This is a genomic window from Streptomyces sp. NPDC005496 (assembly GCF_042872045.1).
Classification (GTDB): Bacteria; Actinomycetota; Actinomycetes; order Streptomycetales; family Streptomycetaceae; genus Streptomyces.
In genome coordinates this window covers 667,811-690,048 of sequence record NZ_JBIAJQ010000003.1, presented here as the reverse complement: position 1 = coordinate 690,048, position 22,238 = coordinate 667,811, and the positions used below count along the sequence as shown (strand labels likewise).

General features: G+C 71.2%; 18 protein-coding genes. 14 read left to right on the top strand and 4 right to left on the bottom strand.

The window, feature by feature from the left end; all coding sequences use genetic code 11:
* The first annotated feature begins 27 nt into the window (after window positions 1-27).
* Window positions 28-1,608: a methylmalonyl-CoA mutase family protein gene (locus tag ACFYQQ_RS11760; RefSeq protein ID WP_355782530.1), complete on the top strand. Its 1,581-nt coding sequence runs from the start codon at window positions 28-30 to the stop codon at window positions 1,606-1,608.
* A gap of 60 nt (window positions 1,609-1,668) precedes the next feature.
* Window positions 1,669-2,325 (top strand): leucine efflux protein LeuE, encoded by a 657-nt coding sequence (leuE, locus tag ACFYQQ_RS11755; protein ID WP_355782527.1) that lies wholly within the window; start codon window positions 1,669-1,671, stop codon window positions 2,323-2,325.
* 18 nt (window positions 2,326-2,343) lie between these two features.
* Here leuE and ACFYQQ_RS11750 read toward each other — a convergent pair whose 3' ends face one another.
* Window positions 2,344-3,807, bottom strand: coding sequence for an FAD-dependent monooxygenase (locus tag ACFYQQ_RS11750; protein WP_388904305.1), 1,464 nt, complete (start codon window positions 3,805-3,807; stop codon window positions 2,344-2,346).
* Window positions 3,808-3,846: 39 nt separating this feature from the next.
* Between ACFYQQ_RS11750 and ACFYQQ_RS11745 the strand changes: the two genes are divergently transcribed.
* Window positions 3,847-4,497: a TetR/AcrR family transcriptional regulator gene (locus ACFYQQ_RS11745; protein WP_355795627.1), complete on the top strand. Its 651-nt coding sequence runs from the start codon at window positions 3,847-3,849 to the stop codon at window positions 4,495-4,497.
* 165 nt (window positions 4,498-4,662) lie between these two features.
* On the opposite strand, the gene ACFYQQ_RS11740 is transcribed toward ACFYQQ_RS11745, so the two are convergent.
* Genes ACFYQQ_RS11740 through ACFYQQ_RS11730 form a run of 3 tightly spaced genes read right to left on the bottom strand, consistent with a single transcriptional unit; the run spans window position 4,663 to window position 8,110 of the window.
* Entirely contained in the window at window positions 4,663-5,802 is a 1,140-nt protein-coding gene (locus ACFYQQ_RS11740; protein WP_355782392.1) for an acyltransferase, read from the bottom strand.
* Entirely contained in the window at window positions 5,799-7,133 is a 1,335-nt protein-coding gene (locus ACFYQQ_RS11735) for an alpha-2,8-polysialyltransferase family protein (protein ID WP_355782390.1), read from the bottom strand. Before ACFYQQ_RS11735 ends, ACFYQQ_RS11740 begins: the two co-directional genes overlap by 4 nt.
* Window positions 7,130-8,110: a glycosyltransferase family 2 protein gene (locus ACFYQQ_RS11730; RefSeq protein WP_355782387.1), complete on the bottom strand. Its 981-nt coding sequence runs from the start codon at window positions 8,108-8,110 to the stop codon at window positions 7,130-7,132. The genes ACFYQQ_RS11735 and ACFYQQ_RS11730 overlap by 4 nt, the downstream gene beginning before the upstream one ends.
* 198 nt (window positions 8,111-8,308) lie before the next feature.
* Between ACFYQQ_RS11730 and ACFYQQ_RS11725 the strand changes: the two genes are divergently transcribed.
* From ACFYQQ_RS11725 to ACFYQQ_RS11675, 11 genes are all read left to right on the top strand, one after another.
* Window positions 8,309-9,643, top strand: a complete 1,335-nt coding sequence (locus ACFYQQ_RS11725; RefSeq protein ID WP_355782384.1) for a DUF6716 putative glycosyltransferase — start codon at window positions 8,309-8,311, stop codon at window positions 9,641-9,643.
* Between the two features lie 32 nt (window positions 9,644-9,675).
* Window positions 9,676-10,983: an N-acylneuraminate cytidylyltransferase gene (locus tag ACFYQQ_RS11720; RefSeq protein WP_355782381.1), complete on the top strand. Its 1,308-nt coding sequence runs from the start codon at window positions 9,676-9,678 to the stop codon at window positions 10,981-10,983.
* Window positions 10,984-10,997: 14 nt separating this feature from the next.
* Window positions 10,998-11,936, top strand: coding sequence for an N-acetylneuraminate synthase family protein (locus ACFYQQ_RS11715; protein WP_355782378.1), 939 nt, complete (start codon window positions 10,998-11,000; stop codon window positions 11,934-11,936).
* A gap of 46 nt (window positions 11,937-11,982) precedes the next feature.
* A complete protein-coding gene (locus ACFYQQ_RS11710) occupies window positions 11,983-13,101 on the top strand; it encodes a hypothetical protein (protein ID WP_355782375.1) in 1,119 nt (372 codons plus the stop codon).
* A gap of 466 nt (window positions 13,102-13,567) precedes the next feature.
* Window positions 13,568-14,800 (top strand): amidohydrolase, encoded by a 1,233-nt coding sequence (locus ACFYQQ_RS11705; protein ID WP_355782395.1) that lies wholly within the window; start codon window positions 13,568-13,570, stop codon window positions 14,798-14,800.
* Window positions 14,801-15,125: 325 nt separating this feature from the next.
* Window positions 15,126-16,178 (top strand): BMP family ABC transporter substrate-binding protein, encoded by a 1,053-nt coding sequence (locus ACFYQQ_RS11700; protein WP_356172102.1) that lies wholly within the window; start codon window positions 15,126-15,128, stop codon window positions 16,176-16,178.
* A gap of 275 nt (window positions 16,179-16,453) precedes the next feature.
* On the top strand, window positions 16,454-17,500 hold the full coding sequence (locus tag ACFYQQ_RS11695; protein ID WP_355795002.1) for a BMP family ABC transporter substrate-binding protein: 1,047 nt from the start codon (window positions 16,454-16,456) through the stop codon (window positions 17,498-17,500).
* A 271-nt stretch (window positions 17,501-17,771) separates the two neighbouring features.
* Window positions 17,772-19,400: an ABC transporter ATP-binding protein gene (locus tag ACFYQQ_RS11690; protein ID WP_355794023.1), complete on the top strand. Its 1,629-nt coding sequence runs from the start codon at window positions 17,772-17,774 to the stop codon at window positions 19,398-19,400.
* On the top strand, window positions 19,400-20,530 hold the full coding sequence (locus ACFYQQ_RS11685; protein ID WP_356172108.1) for an ABC transporter permease: 1,131 nt from the start codon (window positions 19,400-19,402) through the stop codon (window positions 20,528-20,530). The genes ACFYQQ_RS11690 and ACFYQQ_RS11685 overlap by 1 nt, the downstream gene beginning before the upstream one ends.
* Window positions 20,527-21,792: an ABC transporter permease gene (locus ACFYQQ_RS11680; protein ID WP_356172111.1), complete on the top strand. Its 1,266-nt coding sequence runs from the start codon at window positions 20,527-20,529 to the stop codon at window positions 21,790-21,792. The genes ACFYQQ_RS11685 and ACFYQQ_RS11680 overlap by 4 nt, the downstream gene beginning before the upstream one ends.
* Window positions 21,789-22,226 carry a cytidine deaminase gene (locus ACFYQQ_RS11675; protein ID WP_355785065.1) on the top strand — a complete coding sequence of 146 codons (438 nt, stop codon included), beginning with the start codon at window positions 21,789-21,791 and terminating at the stop codon, window positions 22,224-22,226. The genes ACFYQQ_RS11680 and ACFYQQ_RS11675 overlap by 4 nt, the downstream gene beginning before the upstream one ends.
* Window positions 22,227-22,238: the final 12 nt, after the last annotated feature.

Genomic DNA, 22,238 nt, shown 5'->3' with positions numbered 1-22,238 from the left:
GTAACCAAGCAAGCGGAGGCACACACCATGGCGCGCGAGTCGGAGTCCGGACTGCCCATCGAGCCGGTCTACGGACCGGACTCCCTTGCGGACTGGGATCCTGCGGAGAAGCTGGGCGAGCCCGGGAAGTACCCCTTCACACGTGGCGTGTACCCCTCGATGTACACCGGCCGCCCGTGGACGATGCGCCAGTACGCCGGCTTCGGCACCGCCGTGGAGTCCAACGCCCGCTACAAGCAGCTGATCGCGAACGGCACCATGGGCCTGTCCGTCGCCTTCGACCTGCCCACCCAGATGGGCCACGACTCCGACGCGCCGATCGCCTCCGGCGAGGTCGGCAAGGTCGGCGTGGCCATCGACTCGATCGACGACATGCGCATCCTGTTCGGCGGCATCCCGCTGGACAAGGTCTCGACGTCGATGACGATCAACGCACCCGCCGCGCTGCTGCTGCTCATGTACCAGCTCGTCGGCGAGGAGCAGGGCGTCCCCGCGGACCAGCTCACCGGCACGATCCAGAACGACGTGCTGAAGGAGTACATCGCCCGCGGCACGTACATCTTCCCGCCGAAGCCGTCCCTGCGGCTGATCGCGGACATCTTCAAGTACTGCCGGGCCGAGATCCCGAAGTGGAACACCATCTCGATCTCCGGCTACCACATGGCCGAGGCCGGTGCCTCTCCCGCCCAGGAGATCGCCTTCACGCTCGCCGACGGCATCGAGTACGTGCGCACGGCCGTCGCCGCCGGCATGGACGTCGACGACTTCGCCCCGCGCCTGTCCTTCTTCTTCGTCGCCCGCACGACGATCCTGGAGGAGGTCGCCAAGTTCCGCGCCGCCCGCCGCATCTGGGCCCGGGTGATGCGCGAGGAGTTCGGCGCCAAGAACCCCAAGTCGCTGATGCTGCGCTTCCACACGCAGACGGCGGGCGTGCAGCTGACGGCGCAGCAGCCCGAGGTGAACCTGGTCCGCGTCGCCGTCCAGGGCCTCGGCGCGGTGCTCGGCGGCACGCAGTCGCTGCACACCAACTCCTTCGACGAGGCCATCGCGCTGCCCACGGACAAGAGCGCGCGCCTGGCCCTGCGCACCCAGCAGGTGCTCGCCTACGAGACCGACGTCACCGCCACCGTCGACCCCTTCGCCGGCTCGTACGTGGTGGAGAAGATGACGGACGACGTGGAGGCCGCCGCCGTCGAGCTGATGGCGAAGGTCGAGGACATGGGCGGCGCGGTCAACGCGATCGAGAACGGCTTCCAGAAGGGCGAGATCGAGCGCTCCGCCTACCGCATCGCCCAGGAGACGGACTCCGGCGAGCGCGTGGTCGTCGGCGTCAACCGCTACCAGCTCGACGAGGAGGAGCCGTACGAGCCGCTGCGCGTCGACCCCGCCATCGAGGCCCAGCAGGCGGAGCGGCTCGCCCGGCTCCGCGCCGAGCGCGACCAGGTGGTCGTCGACGCGGCGCTCGCCGACCTGAAGAAGGCGGCCGAGGGCACGGACAACGTGCTGTACCCGATGAAGGACGCGCTGCGCGCCCGGGCGACGGTCGGCGAGGTGTGCAACGCCCTCCGGGAGGTCTGGGGGACGTACGTGCCGACGGACGCGTTCTGACCCGTCCCGCCGTGTGAAGGCCCCGAGCGGAGTGTCGTACCCCTGTGCGACACTCCGCTCATGCTTGGCGTCATCGACCTCCCCACCTACCTCGCGGGCCTCGTCCTGATCGTGCTGCTCCCGGGTCCGAACTCGCTCTACGTCCTCTCGGTGGCCGCCCGCCGAGGCGTGCGCAGCGGCTATCGCGCCGCCGCCGGTGTCTGGTGCGGCGACGCCGTGCTGATGACGCTGTCCGCGGCGGGCGTCGCCTCGCTGCTCCAGGCGAACGACGTGCTGTTCGGGATCGTGAAGTACGCGGGAGCGGGTTACCTGACGTGGCTCGCGGTGGGCATGCTGCGGGCCGCGTGGAGCCTGTGGCGGACCCGGCGGGAGCGGGCGGAGGTCCGGAGCGCCGAGCCCGTGCCGGTCGCCGGGGAGCGGCCGTTCCGGCGGGCGCTCGTGGTGAGCCTCTTCAACCCCAAGGCGATCCTGTTCTTCGTCGCCTTCTTCGTGCAGTTCGTGGACCCCGGGTACGCCTACCCGGCGCTCTCCTTCGTCGTGCTGGGCACCTTCGCCCAGCTCGCGAGCTTCCTCTACCTCACCGCCCTGATCTTCGGCGGTACGAAGCTGGCGGCCGCCTTCCGCAGGCGCAAGGCCCTGTCGGCGGGGGCGACCTCGGCGGCCGGCGCGCTGTTCCTCGGCTTCGCGGTCAAGCTGTCGCTGGCCAGCTCCGTCTAGGCACCGCCGGGCGCGTGCTCAGTGGCGTCCGGCGCTCCCCGTGACCCGGGCGAGGTAACCGGCCGCGCCCTGTGCCGAGTCGCCGGCCCAGCCCACGTAGCCGTCCGGGCGGACCAGGAACACGCCCGTGCCGTACGCCTCGTAGGCGGGGATGCGGACCGTGCGCGGCGCGACCCCGTCGAACGACGGCAGGCCGGCGTCCGTGCCCACCGCCAGCAGGGTCCAGTGCGGGCCGCGGAACTCGTCGAAGAGCCGCACGCCGCCGCGCCGTCCGTCCGGGGCGCGGTCCCCGGCGTGCAGGGCGTCCTCGGCGAGAGCGGTCCTGGTCTCCTCGGTGAGCGCCGAGTCCCGGTAGCCCAGGCCCAGTTGCATGGTCGCGGCGCCGCGCCTGACCTCTCCGCGGTGGACCTGGGTGGACAGCCCGAGCACGCTCGCGGCGACAGGCCTGCGCTCGTCCTCGTAGGAGTCGAGGAGCGCGTCGCCCGCTCCGCCGGTGAGCACCGCGGCGAGCTTCCAGCCCAGGTTGTAGGCGTCCTGGACGCTGGTGTTGAGGCCCTGCCCGCCGGCCGGGGAGTGGAGGTGGGCGGCGTCGCCCGCCAGGAAGACGCGCCCCTCGCGGAAGCGTTCCGCCAGCGCGGTCCGGGGCTGGAAGGCCGAGGCCCAGCGCACCTCGGTCACGGCGTCGGGCGACAGATGGGAGCGTTCGGCGACGACCTCGCGCAGGCCCTCCAGCGACAGGTCGGGCGTCACGCCCGGCGGGAACTGGGCGGTGACCTGGAAGTCCTCCGTGCCGGCCAGCGGGCAGAGCGCCAGGAAGCCTCCGCCGTCCGCGGGCGGGAACATGTGCCAGTTGTCGCGGTCCAGGCCGGTGATGCGGACGTCGGCGACCAGGGTCGGCTGCGGGTCCACGGTCTCGCCCCGCATGCCGATGCCGAGCGAGCGCCGTACGGCGGACCGGCCGCCGTCGGCGGCGACGGCGTAGCGGGCGCGGACCGCGGGTCCGGCGGTGAACGAGGCGGTGACGCCCTGGGCGTCCTGCACGAGAGCGGTGAGTTCGCTGCCGAAGGCCACGTCCCCGCCCAGCTTCCGCAGCCGGGTGTGCAGGATCTGCTGGGTCCGCCACTGGGGCAGCATCCAGGCCCACAGGTACGGCTCCGCCTCCGTCGGCGTGGGCTCGTCGAACATCCGGTGCTCGCCCTGGCGCACGCCGTCCCGCCAGATCATGCCCACCGGGTAGTGGCCGCCCGCCGCAAGGATCTCGTCCAGGACCCCGAGGTCGTCCATGACCTCCAGGGTGCGCGGCTGGAGACCCTTGCCACGCGACCCGGGGAAGAGCGCGTCGGCGCGTTCCACGAGCAGGGCGCGCACTCCGCGCCTGGCCAGGTCGACGCCCAGGGCGAGGCCGGTGGGACCGGCGCCGACGATCAGCACGTCCGTCTCCACGACGTCCGCGGACATGTCCTTAACGCTGTTAAGTTCCATGTGCCGCAGCATGCACTTAACAGCGTTAAACTGTCAACCGTGACTTCGAAGAAGGCCCCCAAGCTGGACAAGCGGCTGGTCGCCGGCACCGCCCTGCGGCTGCTCGACGACGTGGGCCTCGACGGGCTCACGCTGCGCGCCATCGCCAAGGAGCTGGACGTCCAGGCACCCGCCCTGTACTGGCACTTCAAGAACAAGCAGGCGCTGCTCGACGAGATGGCGACGGAGATGTACCGCCGCATGGTGGCGGACGCGGACGTGCCCGCCGACGCCACCTGGCAGGAGCGGCTCCTGGGCGCCAACCGGGGCCTGCGCGCGGCGCTGCTCGGCTACCGCGACGGCGCCAAGGTCTTCAGCGGCTCCCGCTTCACCGGCATCGACCACGCGGCGCGGATGGAGGAGCAGCTCCGCGTCTTCACCGGCGCGGGCTTCACGCTCGCCCAGGCGGCCCGCGCCACGTCGACGACGTACCTGTTCACCATCGGCTTCGTCATCGAGGAACAGGGCATGCAGCCGCCGCCCGGTCAGTCCGGCGAGGGCTTCGACCTGGCGGAACGCGCCGCGCGCCTGGCCGACTACCCGCTCGCCGCCGCCGCGGGCCCCGTGATCTTCCAGGACTACGAGCAGGGCTTCGAGGAGGGACTGCGCCTGCTGATCGCGGGCATCGAGGCCCGCTACGGGATCGCCTGAGCCGGGGCCGGGCATCCGGGCCGGGATCGCCTGAGCCGGGGCCGGGCATCCGGGCCGGGATCGCCTGAGCCGGGGCCGGGCATCCGGGCCGGGATCGCCTGAGCCGGGCCCGGACATCCGGGCGGGGCCGTCTGAGCCCGGCGCGGACGTTCGCGGCGGGCCCGGTCAGCGGGCGGTGGTGAGCAGGGCGCGCAACCGGGGCGCCAGCCGATCCTCGACGAAGTGGTTCAGTAGCCAGGCCAGGACCAGCATCGTGACCACCGTGAGCGGCAGGGTCGCGTACGACGGGATGTGCAGGGTCCGGTGGTAGCCCTCGACGGCGACCCAGCCCAGGTGTTCGTGGACCAGGTAGAAGGGGTACGTCAGCGCGCCCGCCACGGTGAGCCAGCGCCAGTTCGCCCAGCCCAGCCAGCCCAGGGCGATCGCGGCCACCGCGAGGAACCCGAGCGTGACGACCAGGATGATGCCGTACGACGTGCGGTACGAGAAGAAGTCCGGGTTCGGGGCGTGCCACAGACGCATCACCGCGTAGTGCTGGCCCAGCAGCCAGCTCACGCCGACGATGCCCCAGGCGTACGCGTCCCGCCGGTCGCGGTGCACGAGGTAGAGACCGACCCCGCCGACGAAGAACGGCGCGTACTCCGGCATCAGGACGACGTCCAGCAGCGGCTGGTGCGCGGTCTGCGCGATCGCCGCGGCCAGCGTCCAGCCGGCGCAGAAGAGGATCACGCGCCGCCGGTTCGCGCCCGGCAGCACGATGCACAGCGCGAACAGCGCGTAGAAGCGCACCTCCGCCCACAGCGTCCAGCACACCCCGAGCACCCGGTCCACGCCCAGCGGCTGCTGGAGCATCGTCAGGTTCACCAGCGCGTCGCTCGGCGACACCGCCCGGTAGGCCACGACCGGCAGCGCGAAGACCGCCGTCACGAGGATCACCGCGGCCCAGTACGAGGGCAGCAGACGCGAGGCGCGGGAGGCGAAGAACGCCCGCAGGGTGCGGCCCCAGCCGCTCATGCAGATCACGAACCCGCTGATCACGAAGAACACCTGCACGCCGAGACAGCCGTACGCGAACCACTCGTGCAGCGAGGGGAACTGGTACTTCGGCGAGGTGCCCCACGCCCGGGCGATCTCGCCGTCCCGGCCGCCGTAGTGGTACCCGGCGACCATCAGCGCGGCCACCAGCCGCAGCCCGTCGAGCGCACGCAGCCGCGGTGCGTGCACCCGGGGACCTATCCGGGGAGGGACGTCGGCGGCCTCCGCGGCGGGCGGGACCGGAGCCGGTGCCTTCGTCGCCGCGGTCATCCGAGCGTCGCCCGCTTGAGGGAGCGCGCCCGCCGCGCCACACGGCGGACGGTCGCGTTGCGCGGCAGAAAGGCGAGCTGGGCCGGGACCGCGCCCGGCAGCGCCAGCGACGTCAGCCGTCGGCGCTTGAAGTAGCGCCAGGTGTGCTGGTCCAGATGCCGTGTCAGATACCGCTCGGCGTCCGGGCGCAGCGCCGGGTAGATCTTGGGCTGCATGGCGAACCCGACGGCCCGCACGAGAGCGGTCAGGTCCTCCATGCCGAGTCCCGGGCGCTGCGCGGCGACCGCCGAACGGTCCGTCAGCTCGGGCAGCAACGCGTCCACCACGGTGACCGGGACGCGGTTGCTGTTCTCGTACGGGGTCAGGCGGTCCAGCAGCGTCTCCGTGCCGATCCGCGCGACCGGCAGGCCGTACAGCGCGGACGCCGTGAGCAGCGCGGTGGAGAAGCAGCCGACGACCAGGGCGGGCCGCATCCGCTGGTAGAGCACCTCGGCGAGGACCGGGACGTCGACCACGGTCAGGTCGGCGCCCAGCTTCTCGGCCTCCTTCTCCAGCAGGCGCGACCAGCGGACCGGCGCCGTGGGGTGCGGCTTGAACACCACCGCGCGGTGGCCGAGTTCGACGGCGCCGCGCAGCATCCGTACGTGGAGGTCCTCCTCCTCCTCGGCGGTGAGGATGCCGAGCGCCGAGAGGTACTGCCCGAGCAGCAGCGCCGGTTCCTCCACCACCGGCAACGCGTCTCCCGTGTCGCCGAGTTCGGCGAGGACTTTCGAGAAGGCGTCCGTCGGCACGACCTCGGGCGGGACACCGAACTCCGTGAGCAGCAGGGGCGTGAGGCCCGGCACCAGGTCCAGGTGGAGCAGCCGGGTCACGCGCGTGCCGACCAGCGGGTCGATCTTGTTGCGGGTGGGCCCGTAACTCATCAGCCCGTCCGCGTACACGGTGACGGGCGCGCCCATGAAGATCTGCGCCACGGCGAGGGCCGGGTTCACCTGGATCGACTCGACGGCCAGTTCGACGTCGTCGTCCCCGAGCCGCCAGGCCAGCCGCAGATGGCGTTCCCACAGCGGCACGTCGTCGGGGCGCGGTGCCCAACCCCCTGGGTGGAACGGCGAGATGGTCTCGTTCCACGAGATGACCTCGTCGAACCGGCCGCGCAACCGCTCGAAGCCCGGCATCTCGTCCACGGCGGGAGTCGTCTCCGGGGTCGCCGCGTTGTTCGACACGAGCAGGATGCGCCGGTCGGCGGGCGCGAAGGAGTCCGTGTCCAGCGCCGCGGCGAGCGTCGCCGTGCCGTAGAGCGTGGACGCCATGAAGATCTGCGTGGTCACGCGGCCACCCCCGCGGCCGGAGCCGGACGGCGCCGCAGCCGGCGCAGCCGCGTCGCGCGCTGGACGTCCATCGAGTCGAGTGCCTCGTCGAGCACGTCCTGCGGCATGCGCCGCAGTGCGACGGCGCTCATCGACTTCAATTTCCGTGCCACGGAAGGCTCGAACCTTTCGATGGATCCCAGGTGATGGGAAATGATCGCGCAATACGTGCGCACGGCCTTGGGAAGCAGAATGTCCGCGTCGCGGTCCGCCGCGGTCTCCGACACGACCTGGTCGAAGGCGCGGATGAAATCGAGCTGCCGCACGTCCCCGATCTGCGTCAGCGAAGAGGCGACACCGCGCCGGTAGAACACACCGAGCAGCCCCACCGTGGCGAAGGATTCCGCCTCCCGGTGCAGCTTCCAGATCCACGGCCGGTCCTCGGCCGTCCGCAGCCCGTCGGTGAAGTGCAGCAGCCCGCGGTCGACCAGCCGGCGGTGGTAGATCCCCGCCCAGGCGTAGGCGTAGTCGACGGAGGTGGAGCGGTCGGCGGGCAGGATCGCGTCACGGGGACGCAGTACGACCCCCCGCCGGCCGTGCGGCACCCGGTGCACGGTGCGGGCCCGCGCGGTGCACTGGACATGGTCCGTACGGACGAAGTCGCAGCCCAGATCCTCGATGGCGGCGAGGAGTTGCTCGTAGTAGCCGGGGGCGAGCCAGTCGTCCCCGTCGAGGAACGTGAGGTACTCGCCGCGGGCCGCGTCGATGCCGGTGTTGCGCGCGGTCGCCAGTCCTCCGTTCTTCTCGTGTCTGACATACACCGCGCCCGGGAGCTCGCGCTCCGCGCGCGCGAGAATGTCCGGCGTCTCGTCTCGGGAACAGTCGTCGACGAGGATGAATTCGAAGTCGTCGCGTGTGTTGGCACGCAGACTCTTCAGAGTGTCGGGCGCGTATTGCTGCACGTTGTAGAACGGCACGATGACGGAGAGCTTGACCACCCGAGTGACGTTAGGCGGCGGCCCGGCATTCGTCTTGACCGTTGGTGAGATGCAAGGTGAACGACGCGTGGCGAAGCCGTGAACCGGGCTGATTTCCGGCCCGAACACGGGCCGATTCCCCATTCGTCGATGTGCTGTTAACCGTTTGTTGCATTCGGGTTGGGCCGCACATCGGAATCGCTTCCTAGCGTCTTGGACGTGCCAGCAAGTACCAGGAAGTCCCTGCGGATCGCCGTCCTCGCGGATTCCGACACCCGGTGGAAGTGGGGCTCGCTCACCGCGAGCCGCATCGCCCCCGCCGGATCGGACATCCGGCTCGACGGCTTCCTGCTGCGCGGCCGTGCCACGCCAACCGCCCGCCAGCTCCAGGAAGTCGGCGTCCGCCCCGACTCGCTCCGCGAGGTCACCGGCGTCGAGTTCCTGCGCGCCATGGGCGAGGAGGCGTACGACCTCGTCGTGCTCGCCCTCGTCGGCGGCGCCGTCCAGGCGATGCTGCACGGGCTCGGGCGGGTCTGGGACGGCCGGACGAGGCGGCCGATCGTCGTCACCGGCTACGTCGGCGTCGTCTACGAGAAGCTCGCCGACGGCCTGCTGCTGCGCCACGGCGCGGACCTCGTCCTCGCCAACTCCCGCCAGGACGCGGATCGCTTCCGGGCCGTGTACGAGGGAGTGGGCGCCGACGCCTCGGCCGTGACGGAGGTGGCGCTGCCCTTCCTCGGCGGCGCCGGCTACGAGAAGCACGACCCGTACACGGTCGTCTTCGCCGCGCAGCCCTCCGTACCGGAGAACCGCAAGGACCGTACGTACCTGCTGGAGCGCCTGATCCGGCACGCACGGCTGCACCCGGACCGCGAGGTCCTGCTGAAGCTGCGCTCCAGGCCCGGCGAACACACCACGCACATCGAGGAGCTGCCCTACCAGAAGCTGGCGGAGAAGGCCGACGCCCCCGCCAACTTCCGCCTGGTGTACGGGCACATGGGCGAGGTCCTGGACCGCACCGACCTGCTGGTCACCGTCAGCTCCACGGCGGCCCTGGAATCCCTGCACCGCCGCATCCCCACCGTCGTCCTGACCGACCTCGGGGTGCGCGAGGCGCTCGGCAACCACCACTTCGTGGGCTCCGGCTGCCTGGCCTCCTGGGACCAGCTCGACGCCGGGCACGAACCGGCGCCCGATCCGGCGTGGGTGGCCCGGCAGGGCGTCGCCGCTGGGGGCACCTCCCAGACGGAGTCCGGGGGAGGCTCCTACGAGACGGCCTTCGACAGCGCGCGCGCCCGCATCGCCGAACTGCTCGGCGCCGCCCGGCTCCCGCGGCTCGCGCCCTACTACACGCCCGCCACCGCGCCCGGCTACCTGCCCGGCATCCTCGCCCGCCACCACCTCGCCCCCGACGGCAGCCCGCTGCCCGGCGCACCCGCCGCCGACAAGGAGCCCAGCCCCGTACGGCAGATCGTGCGGCGCGCGGCCCGCGGCGCCTACCGCCACGGCGTCCAGCGCGTGGCGCCCGTCATCCGGCGGATGGGGGAGCTGTGAGCGCCCCGATCCCCTCCCAAGGAGTACACCTGATGTCCCACCCGGAAGCGGGCCAAGCGGCGCCGGTACGCCGTGTGCTCGCGGTGATCCCCGCGCGCGGCGGCTCCAAGGGCGTGCCCGCGAAGAACCTCGCCCCGGTCGGGGGTGTGCCGCTGGTGGCCCGCGCCGTGCGCGAGTGCCGCTCGGCCCGGCTCGTCACCGACGTCGTGGTCTCCACCGACGACACGGCGATCGCCGCCGCGGCCCGCGCCGCCGGTGCCGAGGTCGTCCTGCGGCCCGCCGCCATCGCCGGGGACACCGCGACCTCCGAGGCCGCGGTCCTGCACGCCATGGACGCCCACGAGACCCTGCACGGCGCCGCGGTGGACGTGGTCCTGCTCGTCCAGTGCACCAGCCCGTTCATCGTCCGCGAGGACATCGACGGAGTGGTCCGCGCGGTCGTCGACAAGGGCGCGGACACGGCGCTGACCGTGGCCCCCTTCCACGGCTTCGTGTGGCGCGACGGCGACGACGAACCGACCGCGCCCGCCGCGCCCGGCACCGCGCGCACGGCCGCCGTCGGCGGCACGGACACCCTTCTCGCCGGCACCGCCATCAGCGGCGGCTACGGCATCAACCACGACAAGTCCTTCCGCCCGCGCCGCCAGGACCGCCCCCAGGACCTCCTGGAGACCGGCGCCGTCTACGGCATGGACGCGGCGGGCTTCCGCACCGCCGGGCACCGCTTCTTCGGCCGCACCGAACTCGTGCGCACCGACCCGGCCCGAGTGCTGGAGATCGACGACCCGCACGACCTCGCCCGCGCCCGCGCGCTCGCCCCGCTCTTCGACGCGGGCCGGCCCGGCGCCCTCCCGACCGCCGAGGACATCGACGCGGTCGTACTCGACTTCGACGGCACCCAGACCGACGACAGGGTGCTGATCGACTCCGAAGGACGGGAGTTCGTCTCCGTGCACCGCGGGGACGGCCTCGGTGTCGCAGCCCTGCGCCGCAGCGGACTGTCGATGCTCATCCTGTCCACGGAACAGAACCCGGTCGTCGCCGCCCGGGCCCGGAAGCTCAAGATCCCGGTCCTGCACGGCATCGACCGGAAAGACCTCGCACTGAAGCAGTGGTGCGAGGAGCAGGGCATCGCGCCTGAGCGCGTGCTCTACGTCGGCAACGACGTCAACGACCTCCCGTGCTTCGCCCTCGTGGGCTGGCCCGTGGCGGTCGCGAGCGCCCACGACGTCGTGCGCGGCGCCGCACGCGCGGTCACCACCGTCCCCGGTGGCGACGGCGCGATCCGAGAGATCGCCAGCTGGATCCTCGGCCCTTCTCTCGACTCCCTCGACAACTAAGGAACGTCTTCACCATGAGCAGCAACTCCCGCCTCCGCACCTTCGGTTCGAAGACCGCCGGCCCGGGCCGGCCGGTCTACATCACCGGCGAGATCGGCATCAACCACAACGGTGACCTGGACAACGCGTTCAAGCTGATCGACGTGGCCGCCGAGGCCGGCTGCGACGCGGTCAAGTTCCAGAAGCGCACCCCGGAGATCTGCACCCCGCGCGACCAGTGGGACATCGAGCGCGACACCCCCTGGGGTCGCATGACCTACATCGACTACCGCCACCGCGTGGAGTTCGGCGAGGACGAGTACCGCCAGATCGACGAGCACTGCAAGAAGCGCGGCATCGACTGGTTCGCGTCCCCGTGGGACACCGAGGCCGTCGCCTTCCTGGAGAAGTTCGACGTGCCCGCCCACAAGGTCGCCTCCGCGTCGCTGACCGACGACGAGCTGCTGCGCGCCCTGCGCGCCACCGGCCGCACGGTCATCCTCTCCACCGGCATGTCGACGCCGAAGCAGATCCGGCACGCCGTCGAGGTCCTCGGCAGCGACAACATCCTGATGTGCCACGCCACGTCGACCTACCCGGCGCAGGCGGAGGAGCTGAACCTCCGCGTCATCAACACCCTCCAGGCCGAGTACCCGAACGTGCCGATCGGCTACTCCGGCCACGAGACCGGCCTGCAGACCACGCTCGCCGCGGTCGCCCTCGGCGCCACCTTCGTCGAGCGCCACATCACCCTCGACCGCGCGATGTGGGGCTCCGACCAGGCCGCCTCCGTCGAGCCGCAGGGCCTGACCCGCCTCGTCCGCGACATCCGCACCATCGAGGCCTCCCTCGGCGACGGCGTCAAGAAGGTGTACGAGTCCGAGCTCGGCCCGATGAAGAAGCTGCGCCGCGTCTCGGGCGTCGTCGCGGAGGCGGAGATCGCCGCGGCGGCGGGCGAGCCGGTCGCGGTCTGATCCCTCTCCCTTCTTCCACCCTCACGGAAGCGACGGTCGTACGTCGATGAGCCCCCGCGCCGGTTCCGCCGGCAACCGCCCGAAGAAGCCGGACACCCTCGCGTTCGTCGAGAGCCCGGTGCAACTCCTCAACGTGCTGGAGTGGGCCCACACCCGGAACCTGCGCACGGAGGAGGGCACCGCCCCGGCACCCGGCGCGGGGCTCACGCTCGTCGTCCTGTCGCCGACCGACCCCATGACCCGGGGACAGCTGCGCCGCATGGCGGAGCTGGCCCGCGACGAGGGCTACGACGTCCGGTGGGAGGAGGCCCGCGGCGGCACCGCGGCTCCCTTCCACACGATCGGCGGCCTCGTCCCGCTGCTGCGCAGAGCCCGCCGCATAGTGATGGGAGATCCGTTCTCCCGCTACGTGCAGCTCCTGCTGACCATCACGGGCGCCCGCGACCTGGTGGTCGTGGACGACGGCACGGCGACGATGGAGTTCGTCGCCCAGCTCGGCCGCGGCGAGCGCCTGGTGCGGTGGCACCGGCGCGGCGGCCGGCCCGGCGCGCGCGACGTGCTGTTCGCGCCGGTGTCCGCCTCCGCCCGCCGCCGGCTCACCCCCACCGGCCACCGCTCGGTCGAGGTGTTCTCGTCCATGCCGATCGACTCGGCACCGGACGGCGTCCGCGTCACCCCCAACGACTTCGCCTGGACCCGGGCCCGCTTCGGCCCGCCACGCATCACCAGGAGCGCCGACCTGGTGGGCACCTCCCTGGTCGAGACCGGCGTGGTCGACCCGGAGCGCTATCTGGCCGCGGTCCGCTCGCTGGCCGCGGCGCACGGCGCGACCCGGTACTTCGCCCACCGCCGCGAGAGCCCCGAGAAGCTCCGCCGGCTGGCCGGCGAGACGGGACTGGAGATCGTCCGGCCCGACCTCCCGCTCGAACTGATCGCCCGCCGCGGCCCCATCGGCCGGACCATCCTCAGCTTCCCGTCGACCGTGGTCCACACCCTGCCGCTGGCGCTGGCCGGCACCGACGTCCGCGTCGCGGTCTGCGACATCGACCCCTCCTGGCTCACCGAGAACGCCTCCCCGCGCGCCGAGGGCTTCCTCTCCGGGGTGACCGGCACGGCCAAGGACGTCCACCGCCTCACGGCGGTCGCGCACACCGCCCCGGCATAGGGCCGGGCGGACGCGGGCACCCGGGAACCGAACACGCGGCGCGAGACGTGCTCCTCGGTGACGGTCGGTCACCGGCCCGTCCCGGCCCGTGCGGACGATCTCGGGTGAGGCTCGCGTCACGCTGGGGGACGGGGCGGCAACGTGCGTATCTGTGGCACCGTGGAGGAAGGGAATGGGCTCGGGCACCCCGGGCGTTGTTCCCCGTGTGGGACTCCGCGGGCTGCGCCGCGGAGCGGTTCGAGAACCGCCCGCCGGACCGGCGGGAGAGGTCGACGGAGACCGAAGGGCCTGATCAGAGCGCCCGGTTCAAGATCCAACCGCCCGGAGAGCCGGGCGAGTTTACCCACCCCGGCCGATACCTATGCGCCGGGCGGCCAGATTTTCTTCCCCTAACGGGCTGAAGTTTTGTTGATCGTGGGTCGGCTGGCCGCCCGATCGCCCTACCCTTCAGAGGGTGAACCAACTGATGTCCCGAGAGTCCGAGGCCGATCATCCCGGGGAAGCAGTGCTTCCCGGCGCGCTGCCCGAGGCACTGCGCGCCGAACTCGTGGCCTTCCGCCGCGACCTGCACATGCACCCGGAGCTCGGCAACCAGGAGTTCCGTACCACCGCGGCGATCAAGGCCCGCCTGGAGCAGGCGGGCCTCGCGCCGCGCGTGCTCAACACCGGAACCGGCCTCGTGTGCGACATCGGGCTCGACGGGGGCGCGCCCGCCGACGGCCGTCCCATGCTCGCCCTGCGCGCCGACATCGACGCGCTGCCCATCCCGGACACCAAGGCCGACTGCGCCTACCGGTCGACCGTCCCGGACCGCGCCCACGCCTGCGGACACGACGTCCACACGACCGTCGTCCTCGGGGCCGGCCTGGTCCTCGCCGGGCTGCACCGCGAGGGGCGGCTGCCCCAGCCCGTCCGGCTGATCTTCCAGCCCGCCGAGGAGGTCCTGCCCGGCGGCGCGCTCGACGCCATCGAGTCCGGGGCGCTGGAGGGCGTCGGCCGGATCATCGCCGTGCACTGCGACCCGAAGGTGGACGCGGGGCGCATCGGCCTGCGGCACGGTCCGATCACGTCGGCGTGCGACCGGCTCGAAGTCTCACTAGACGGTGCGGGCGGCCACACCGCGCGCCCTCACCTCACCACCGACCTCGTCACGGCCGTCGCCCGGGTCGCCGTGGACGTGCCCGCCGTGGTCGCCCGCCGTATCGACGCGCGCAGCGGCCTCTCCGTGACCTGGGGACGGATCGAGTCCGGCCACGCGTGCAACGTCATCCCGCAGCACGCCGAGCTCTCCGGGACCGTGCGCTGCCTGGACCTCGACGCCTGGCGCCAGGCGCCCGACCTGCTGCACGCCGCGATCGACGAGATCGCCACGCTGCACCGGGCGAAGTCCGAGATCAACTACGTCCGCGGTGTCCCGCCGGTCGTGAACGACCCGGTCGTCGCCGACCTGCTCCGGGACGCTATGACCACCCGGCTCGGACCGCACTCCGTCGAGGACACCACGCAGAGCCTGGGCGGCGAGGACTTCTCCTGGTACCTGGAGCAGGTGCCCGGCGCCATGGCCAGGCTCGGCGTCCGCACGCCCGGTGAGCGCGGCGGCCGCGACCTGCACCAGGGCGACTTCGACGCCGACGAGACGGCGATCAAGGTCGGCGTGGAGCTCTTCACGGCCGCGGCCCTGCTCGACGCCCTCGCATAGCCGTCCCGCGCCCCGGCTCGCCCTCCCCGCCCCGTCGGCCCACTCCGGTCGCGGGGCGGGATCGTGCGCAGTAGCGTGAGCGGCGGTTGGAAACAGCCACTCGCGCCGTCACGCTGACTTCACCCCCGTAAGCGGAGCGTGGCGGACGCGAGGGTGGCTGTGTCCACGAAGCGCCCCATTCGAGCCCGTGGTTCACAAGGACGTAACCGGCCATCGGCACGAATGGGTAACGGCCCGGGGAACCCCGTTCCCTCCACGGTCTACGCGCGTTAATGTGCGCCGAACTCAGCACCCACTGCGGGGCTTTGGAGAAGGGGAACTTCGGATGCGTCGTATTTCCAGCCTGACCCGTGTCGCGGTGGGGGTCGCGTCGCTCGCACTCGCGGCCACGGCCTGCGGCGGTACCAGTGACGAAGGCGACGGCGGCGAGAGCAGCAGCAGCGGCGACAAGGGCCTCGCCATCGCGTACGACATCGGCGGCAAGGGCGACCAGTCCTTCAACGACGCCGCGTTCGCGGGCCTGGAGAAGGCGAAGAAGGAGTTCGGCTACAAGACCGCCGACATCGAGCCCAACGAGGGTGAGACCGACGCGGACAAGGAGCAGCGCCTGGCCTCGCTGGCCAAGCAGGGCTACAACCCGGTCATCGGGATCGGCTTCGCCTACGGCCCCGCGATGGAGAAGGTCGCGGTCAAGTACCCGAAGACCAGCTTCGGCATCGTCGACTCCGTCGTCGAGGGCAAGAACGTGGCGTCCCTCGTCTTCTCCGAGCAGGAGGCGTCCTACCTCGCCGGTGTCGCCGCCGCCAAGGCCACCAAGACGAACACCGTCGGCTTCATCGGCGGCGTCGACGTCCCGCTGATCCACAAGTTCGAGGCCGGCTACAAGCAGGGCGTCCAGGACACCAACCCCAAGGTCAAGGTGCTCTCGCAGTACCTCACTCAGACCGCGGAGGAGGGTGGCTTCTCCAGCCCCGACAAGGGCAAGGCCGCCGCCGAGGGCCAGATCGAGAAGAAGGCGGACGTCCTCTACGCCGCCGCCGGCCTGTCCGGCCAGGGCGTCATCGAAGCCGCCGCGAAGGCCAAGGTGTGGGCGATCGGCGTCGACTCCGACCAGTACAAGCAGAAGGCGCTCGCCGCGTACAAGGACTACATCCTCACGTCCGCGCTGAAGGACGTCGGCGGCGCGGTCTACGCGCAGGCCAAGTCGGTCCACGACGGCAAGCCGCTGACCGGCACGCAGACCTTCGACCTCAAGGTCGACGGCGTGGGCCTGGCCGACAGCAACCCGAAGATGGCGGAGATCGCCGGTCTCACCGACGCGGTGGCGAAGGCCAAGGAAGGCATCACCGCGGGCACCATCAAGGTCAAGACCGAGTAGCCGGCCGCCCCGACGGGCGGACACGGTCAGGCGGTACGGAGCGGGCGGGCACCCAGGTGCCCGCCCGCTCCCGTCGTTCCGCCGTGCGGGGGTCACCCAAAGCCACCGCGCCTTTGCGGTCGGCAAGCCTTCGCACGGCGAAGAGGTGGCGTCGGGCACAGCCGCATAACAAGGTGGACAGAAGGGGTTTTCTAGATGGTCTACGCGCGTTAATCTGCGGCGAAGCCAGCGCCGAAGACGATCCGCCAGGCGCTTGTAAGACAGGAGCACAACACATGCGCCGGGTTCCCCGCATCGCGCTCGCAGGCGCTGCGACCGCCTCTCTCGCCCTCGCCCTCTCCGCGTGCGGAGGCACCTCGACCTCCGACTCGTCGGAGTCGAAGGGCGACAAGGGCCTCGCCATCGCCTACGACGTCGGCGGCAAGGGCGACCAGTCCTTCAACGACGCGGCGTTCGCGGGCCTGGAGAAGGCGAAGAAGGAGTTCGGCTACAAGACCGCCGACCTCGAGCCCACCGACGGTGAGACGGACGCGGACAAGACCCAGCGTCTGGTCTCGCTGGCCAAGCAGGGCTACAACCCGGTCGTCGGCATCGGCTACGCGTACGCGCCGGCCGTCAAGGAGGCCGCGGCCAAGTACCCGGACACCACCTTCGGCATCGTCGACGACTCCACCATCGAGGCGAAGAACGTCGCGGACCTGGTCTTCTCGGAGCAGGAGGCGTCCTACCTCGCGGGCGTCGCCGCCGCCAAGGCCACCAACACGCACACGGTCGGTTTCGTGGGCGGCGTGGACATCCCGCTGATCCACAAGTTCCAGGCCGGCTTCGCGCAGGGCGTCAAGGACACCGACCCGAAGGTCAAGGTGCTGTCCCAGTACCTCACCCAGACGGCGGACGAGGGCGGCTTCTCCAGCCCCGACAAGGGCAAGACTGCCGCCGAGGGCCAGATAGAGAAGAAGGCGGACGTCGTCTACGCGGCCGCCGGTCTGTCCGGTCAGGGTGTCATCGAGGCCGCCGCCGCCAACAAGGTGTGGGCGATCGGCGTCGACTCCGACCAGTACCGCCAGGAGGCCCTCGCCAAGTACAAGGGCGCCATCCTGACCTCCGCCACCAAGGACGTCGCCAAGGCGGTGTACAACCTCGCGAAGTCGGTCGAGGACGGCAAGCCCGAGAGCGGTATCGTCAGGGGCGATCTGAAGTCCGGCGAGGTGGGCCTCGCCGACTCCAACCCGCAGTACAAGAGCGACACGGCCGTCCAGGATGCCGTCGAGGCGGCCAAGGAGAAGATCATCAGCGGCGAGATCAAGGTCAAGACCAGCTGACGAGCAGGACCTCAGGAGCAGCTTTGGGGCTCCGGGGGAGTGCGGGCGGGTGCTCCACACCGCCCGCGCGACCCCGGAGCCGCTCAGTAACCGCGGGGTTACGTCCGCTCAACGGGATACGGAGAGCCTGGCCCTCCGTATCCCGTTCTCGCGGCGCGGCGCCCCTTTCGTTGCCGTAGGGGCGCTACGCGCGTAGACGACCCCCTTTCCCTCAGGAGAGTGCGCCATCAACGCGTCCAGCAGCCCTCCGGCCGACGTGAGCGACGGTCAGGTGACCGCTGTCGAACTCGCCGGGATCACCAAGCGTTTCCCCGGCGTCGTGGCCAACCACGACATCCACCTCAAGGTCCGCAAGGGCACGGTCCACGCCCTCGTCGGTGAGAACGGCGCGGGCAAGTCGACGCTGATGAAGATCCTCTACGGCATGCAGAAGCCGGACGAGGGCACCATCGCCGTCGACGGCACGCAGGTCGCCTTCTCGTCGCCCGGCGACGCCATCGCCCGCGGCATCGGCATGGTCCACCAGCACTTCATGCTGGCCGACAACCTCACGGTCCTGGAGAACGTGGTGCTGGGCAGCGAGAAGCTGTTCGGCATCGGCGGCCGGGCCCGCCGCAAGATCCTGGAGCTCTCCGAGCGCTACGGCCTCGGAGTCCGCCCCGACGTCCTGGTCGAGGAGCTCGGGGTCGCCGACCGCCAGCGCGTGGAGATCCTCAAGGTCCTCTACCGCGGCGCCCGCATCCTGATCCTGGACGAGCCCACCGCGGTGCTCGTCCCGCAGGAGGTCGACGCCCTCTTCGCCAACCTGCGCGAGCTCAAGGCCGAGGGCCTGTCGGTCATCTTCATCTCGCACAAGCTGGGCGAGGTCCTCTCGGTCGCCGACGACATCACGGTGATCCGCCGCGGCACGACCGTCGGTACGGCCGTCCCGTCCGAGACCACGCCCCGCCAGCTCGCCGAACTGATGGTCGGCAGCGAGCTGCCGACCCCGGAGACCGCGGAGTCCACGGTCACCGACCGGCCCGTCATCGAGGTCGACGACCTGACGGTCTTCGCCAAGGGCTCGGTGTCGATGGGCAAGGGATCGGCCAGCCTGCTCATGGACGAGGTGGCGCGCGGCGCCGTCCGGCTCGTGCTCGACCACGTCTCCTTCACCATCCACGCCGGTGAGGTGATGGGCATCGCGGGAGTCGAGGGCAACGGCCAGACCGAGCTGATCGACGCGCTGATCGGCCTCAAGAGCGCCGACTCCGGCGTCATCCGCTTCGCGGGCGAGGACGTGACCTCCTGGTCCACGCGCAAGCGCCGTGAGAGCGGCATCGGCTACATCCCCGAGGACCGCCACCGGCACGGTCTGCTCCTGGAGGCCCCCCTCTGGGAGAACCGCATCCTCGGCCACGTCACCGAACGGCCCAACGCCAAGGGCATCTGGCTGGACCCGAAGGGCGCCCAGGCCGACACCCGCCGGATCGTCGAGGAGTACGACGTCCGCACCCCCGGCATCGACGTCACCGCGGCCTCCCTGTCCGGCGGCAACCAGCAGAAGCTGATCGTCGGCCGCGAGATGAGCCACGAGCCGCGCTTCCTCATCGCCGCCCACCCCACCCGCGGTGTGGACGTCGGCGCGCAGGCCCAGATCTGGGACCAGATCCGCGCGGCCCGCCGCGAGGGCCTCGCCGTCCTGCTGATCTCCGCCGACCTGGACGAGCTGATCGGCCTCTCCGACACGCTCCGGGTGATCTACAACGGCAAGCTGGTCGCGGACGCCGACCCGGCGACCATCACCCCGGAGGAGCTCGGCTCGGCCATGACCGGCGCCGCCTCCGGACACCTCGAGAACGAAGAGCTCGCAGAGCAGCTCGAAGAGCAGGCAGACGCCCCGGAAGACGAGGCCCGCTGATGAAGAAGTTCGACAAGGAGCGCGTGCTCCTCGCGGTGGCCGGACCGGTCATCGCGCTCGTCGTGGCCGTGGCACTGACCTCGGTCGTGCTGCTCGCCTCGGGCAAGAACCCGTTCGAGCCCTACACGCTCATGTTCGAGCAGGCCACGTTCTCGGACATCCAGGTCCTGATCATCAATCAGGCCTCGCTGTACTACATCGCGGCGCTGGCGGTGGCCATCGGCTTCCGCATGAACCTGTTCAACATCGGTGTGGACGGGCAGTACCAGCTCGCCGCCATGATGGCCGCGATCGTCGGCGCGCACGTCGCGCTGCCGGCCGCGCTCCAGGTCCCGCTGCTGATCCTCACCGCGATCCTCACCGGCGCCTTCTGGTCCGGCATCGCCGGTGTCCTCAAGGTCACCCGGGGCGTCAGCGAGGTCGTCGCGACGATCATGCTCAACGCCATCGCCACCGCGCTCATCGCCTACATGTGGCTGCCCGACGTCTTCGGCGTCAAGGTCGGCAACAACAACACCACCGGCGAGATGCACGAGTCGGGCTGGGTGCCCGGCATCGACATGGGCGACGCCGGAGAGATCTACGGCCTGGTCGTCCTCGCGGTTCTGCTCGGCATCGGCTACTGGGTCGTCCTCAACCGCACCCGCTTCGGCTTCGACCTGCGCGCCTCGGGCGCCTCGGAGAGCGCCGCCGCGGCCAGCGGAGTGGACCCCAAGCGCATGGTGCTCACCGCCATGCTGGTCTCCGGCGGCATGGCGGGCCTCGCCGGCCTGCCGATCCTGCTCGGCTCCACGCACACCTTCAGCCTGAACTTCCCGACCGGTATCGGCTTCCTCGGCATCGGCATCGCCCTGCTCGGCCGCAACAGCCCGACCGGCATCGCCTTCGCGGCCCTGCTGTGGGCCTGGCTCGACAAGGCCTCTCCCGAACTCGACTTCCACGGGTACGACAAGGAGATCGCGGTCATCATGCAGGGCCTGATCGTGATCGCGGTCGTCGTCTCGTACGAGGCCGTGCGCGAGTGGGGCCTGCGCCGCCAGCAGCGCCGGGTCGGCGCGGAAATCGCCGCGGGCAACGTCCTCGGCGCCTCCTCTGACAACGACACCAAGAAGGAGGTGGCTGGCCGATGACCACCGCAACCGCTGTCAACCAGCCCTCGCTGCAGCCCGCAGCACCCGGCGGCCGCCGGCTGTCGCTCCCCGTTCTCCTGCTCGTCATCGCGGGCGGCCTGGCGCTGACGTCGATCGTCCGCATCATCACCGGCGCCGACGGCATCACCAACGTCAGCCAGATGTCCACCGCGCTCCAGCTCGCCGTCCCGATCGGCCTGGCCGGCCTCGGCGGTCTGTGGGCCGAGCGCGCGGGCGTCGTCAACATCGGCCTCGAAGGCATGATGATCCTCGGCACCTGGTTCGGCGCCTGGGCCGGTTACCAGTGGGGTCCTTGGACGGGCGTCCTGGTCGGCATCGCCGGCGGCGCCATCGGCGGCCTGCTGCACGCCATCGTGACGATCACCTTCAACGTCAACCACATCGTCTCCGGTGTGGCCATCAACATCCTCGCGCTCGGCGCCACCCGTTACCTCTCCCCGCTCGCCTTCGAGGGCGTCCAGGGCGGTTCGGCCAAGCAGTCCCCGCCGGTCGATTCCCTCGGCCACTTCACGGTGCCCGGACTCTCCGACTGGCTCACCACCCTCAACGGCAAGGGCTGGTTCTTCCTCTCGGACATCGCGGGCCTGCTCGGCGGCCTGGTCACCAACGTCTCCTGGCTGACCCTGATCGCCGTCGCGCTGATCCCCGCCACCTGGTGGATCCTGTGGCGCACCGCCTTCGGCCTGCGCCTGCGCTCCTGCGGTGAGAACCCGGTCGCGGCCGAGTCCCTCGGCGTGAACGTCTACAAGTACAAGTACCTCGCCGTCATCATCTCCGGTGGCCTGGCCGGCCTCGGCGGTGTCTTCCTCTCGATCGTCGCCAACCCCTTCTACCTGGAGGGACAGACCAGCGGCCGCGGCTACATCGGCCTCGCGGCGATGATCTTCGGCAACTGGATGCCGGGCGGACTCGCCCTCGGCGCGGGCCTGTTCGGCTACACCGACAGCCTCAACCTGCGCGGCGGCTCGGCGAACGTCCACGCGCTGCTGCTGCTCGGCGCGATCCTGCTGGTCATCGGCGCGATCTGGCTCGCGGTCCGCAAGAAGTACGTCCCGGCCGTGATCACCCTCGTCGTCGGCGCGCTGGTCTTCGCCTGGTACGCCGGCACCAACGAGGTGCCGAACCAGGTCGTGTCCGCCACGCCGTACGTGATCACCCTGCTCGTGCTGTCCCTGTCCGCGCAGCGCCTGCGGATGCCGAAGGCGGACGGCCTGCCGTACCGCAAGGGGCAGGGCAAGTGACGGCGGCCGAGGGCGCTCCCGGGGCCGGCTCCGGGAGCGGCGGTTCCGAGGTCGACTGGGACGCCCTGCGCGAGACCGCCCGGGACGCCATGTCCCGGGCGTACGCCCCCTACTCGGGCTACCCGGTCGGGGTCGCGGCCCTCGTCGACGACGGTCGGACGGTCTCCGGCTGCAACGTCGAGAACGCCTCGTACGGTCTCGGGCTGTGCGCCGAGTGCGGTCTGGTCTCCGAGCTCCAGAACACCGGCGGCGGCCGGCTGACCCACTTCACGTGCGTCGACGGCCGCGGCGAGATCCTCGTGCCGTGCGGGCGCTGCCGGCAGCTGCTCTTCGAGTTCGGCGGTCCGGACCTGCTGCTGGAGACGCCGGCGGGGATCCTGCCGCTCTCCGAGATGCTCCCGCAGGCCTTCGGGCCGGAGCACCTCACCAAGTAACTCTCCGCGGCC

Coding starts and splice junctions, on each gene's coding strand:
- ACFYQQ_RS11700 (WP_356172102.1), top strand. CDS start 15,126: ATGCGTCGTATTTCCAGCCTGACCCGTGTCGCGGTGGGGGTCGCGTCG.
- ACFYQQ_RS11720 (WP_355782381.1), top strand. CDS start 9,676: ATGTCCCACCCGGAAGCGGGCCAAGCGGCGCCGGTACGCCGTGTGCTC.
- ACFYQQ_RS11710 (WP_355782375.1), top strand. CDS start 11,983: ATGAGCCCCCGCGCCGGTTCCGCCGGCAACCGCCCGAAGAAGCCGGAC.
- ACFYQQ_RS11680 (WP_356172111.1), top strand. CDS start 20,527: ATGACCACCGCAACCGCTGTCAACCAGCCCTCGCTGCAGCCCGCAGCA.
- ACFYQQ_RS11760 (WP_355782530.1), top strand. CDS start 28: ATGGCGCGCGAGTCGGAGTCCGGACTGCCCATCGAGCCGGTCTACGGA.
- ACFYQQ_RS11750 (WP_388904305.1), bottom strand. CDS start 3,807: ATGGAACTTAACAGCGTTAAGGACATGTCCGCGGACGTCGTGGAGACG.
- ACFYQQ_RS11695 (WP_355795002.1), top strand. CDS start 16,454: ATGCGCCGGGTTCCCCGCATCGCGCTCGCAGGCGCTGCGACCGCCTCT.
- ACFYQQ_RS11715 (WP_355782378.1), top strand. CDS start 10,998: ATGAGCAGCAACTCCCGCCTCCGCACCTTCGGTTCGAAGACCGCCGGC.
- leuE (WP_355782527.1), top strand. CDS start 1,669: ATGCTTGGCGTCATCGACCTCCCCACCTACCTCGCGGGCCTCGTCCTG.
- ACFYQQ_RS11740 (WP_355782392.1), bottom strand. CDS start 5,802: ATGACCGCGGCGACGAAGGCACCGGCTCCGGTCCCGCCCGCCGCGGAG.
- ACFYQQ_RS11705 (WP_355782395.1), top strand. CDS start 13,568: ATGTCCCGAGAGTCCGAGGCCGATCATCCCGGGGAAGCAGTGCTTCCC.
- ACFYQQ_RS11685 (WP_356172108.1), top strand. CDS start 19,400: ATGAAGAAGTTCGACAAGGAGCGCGTGCTCCTCGCGGTGGCCGGACCG.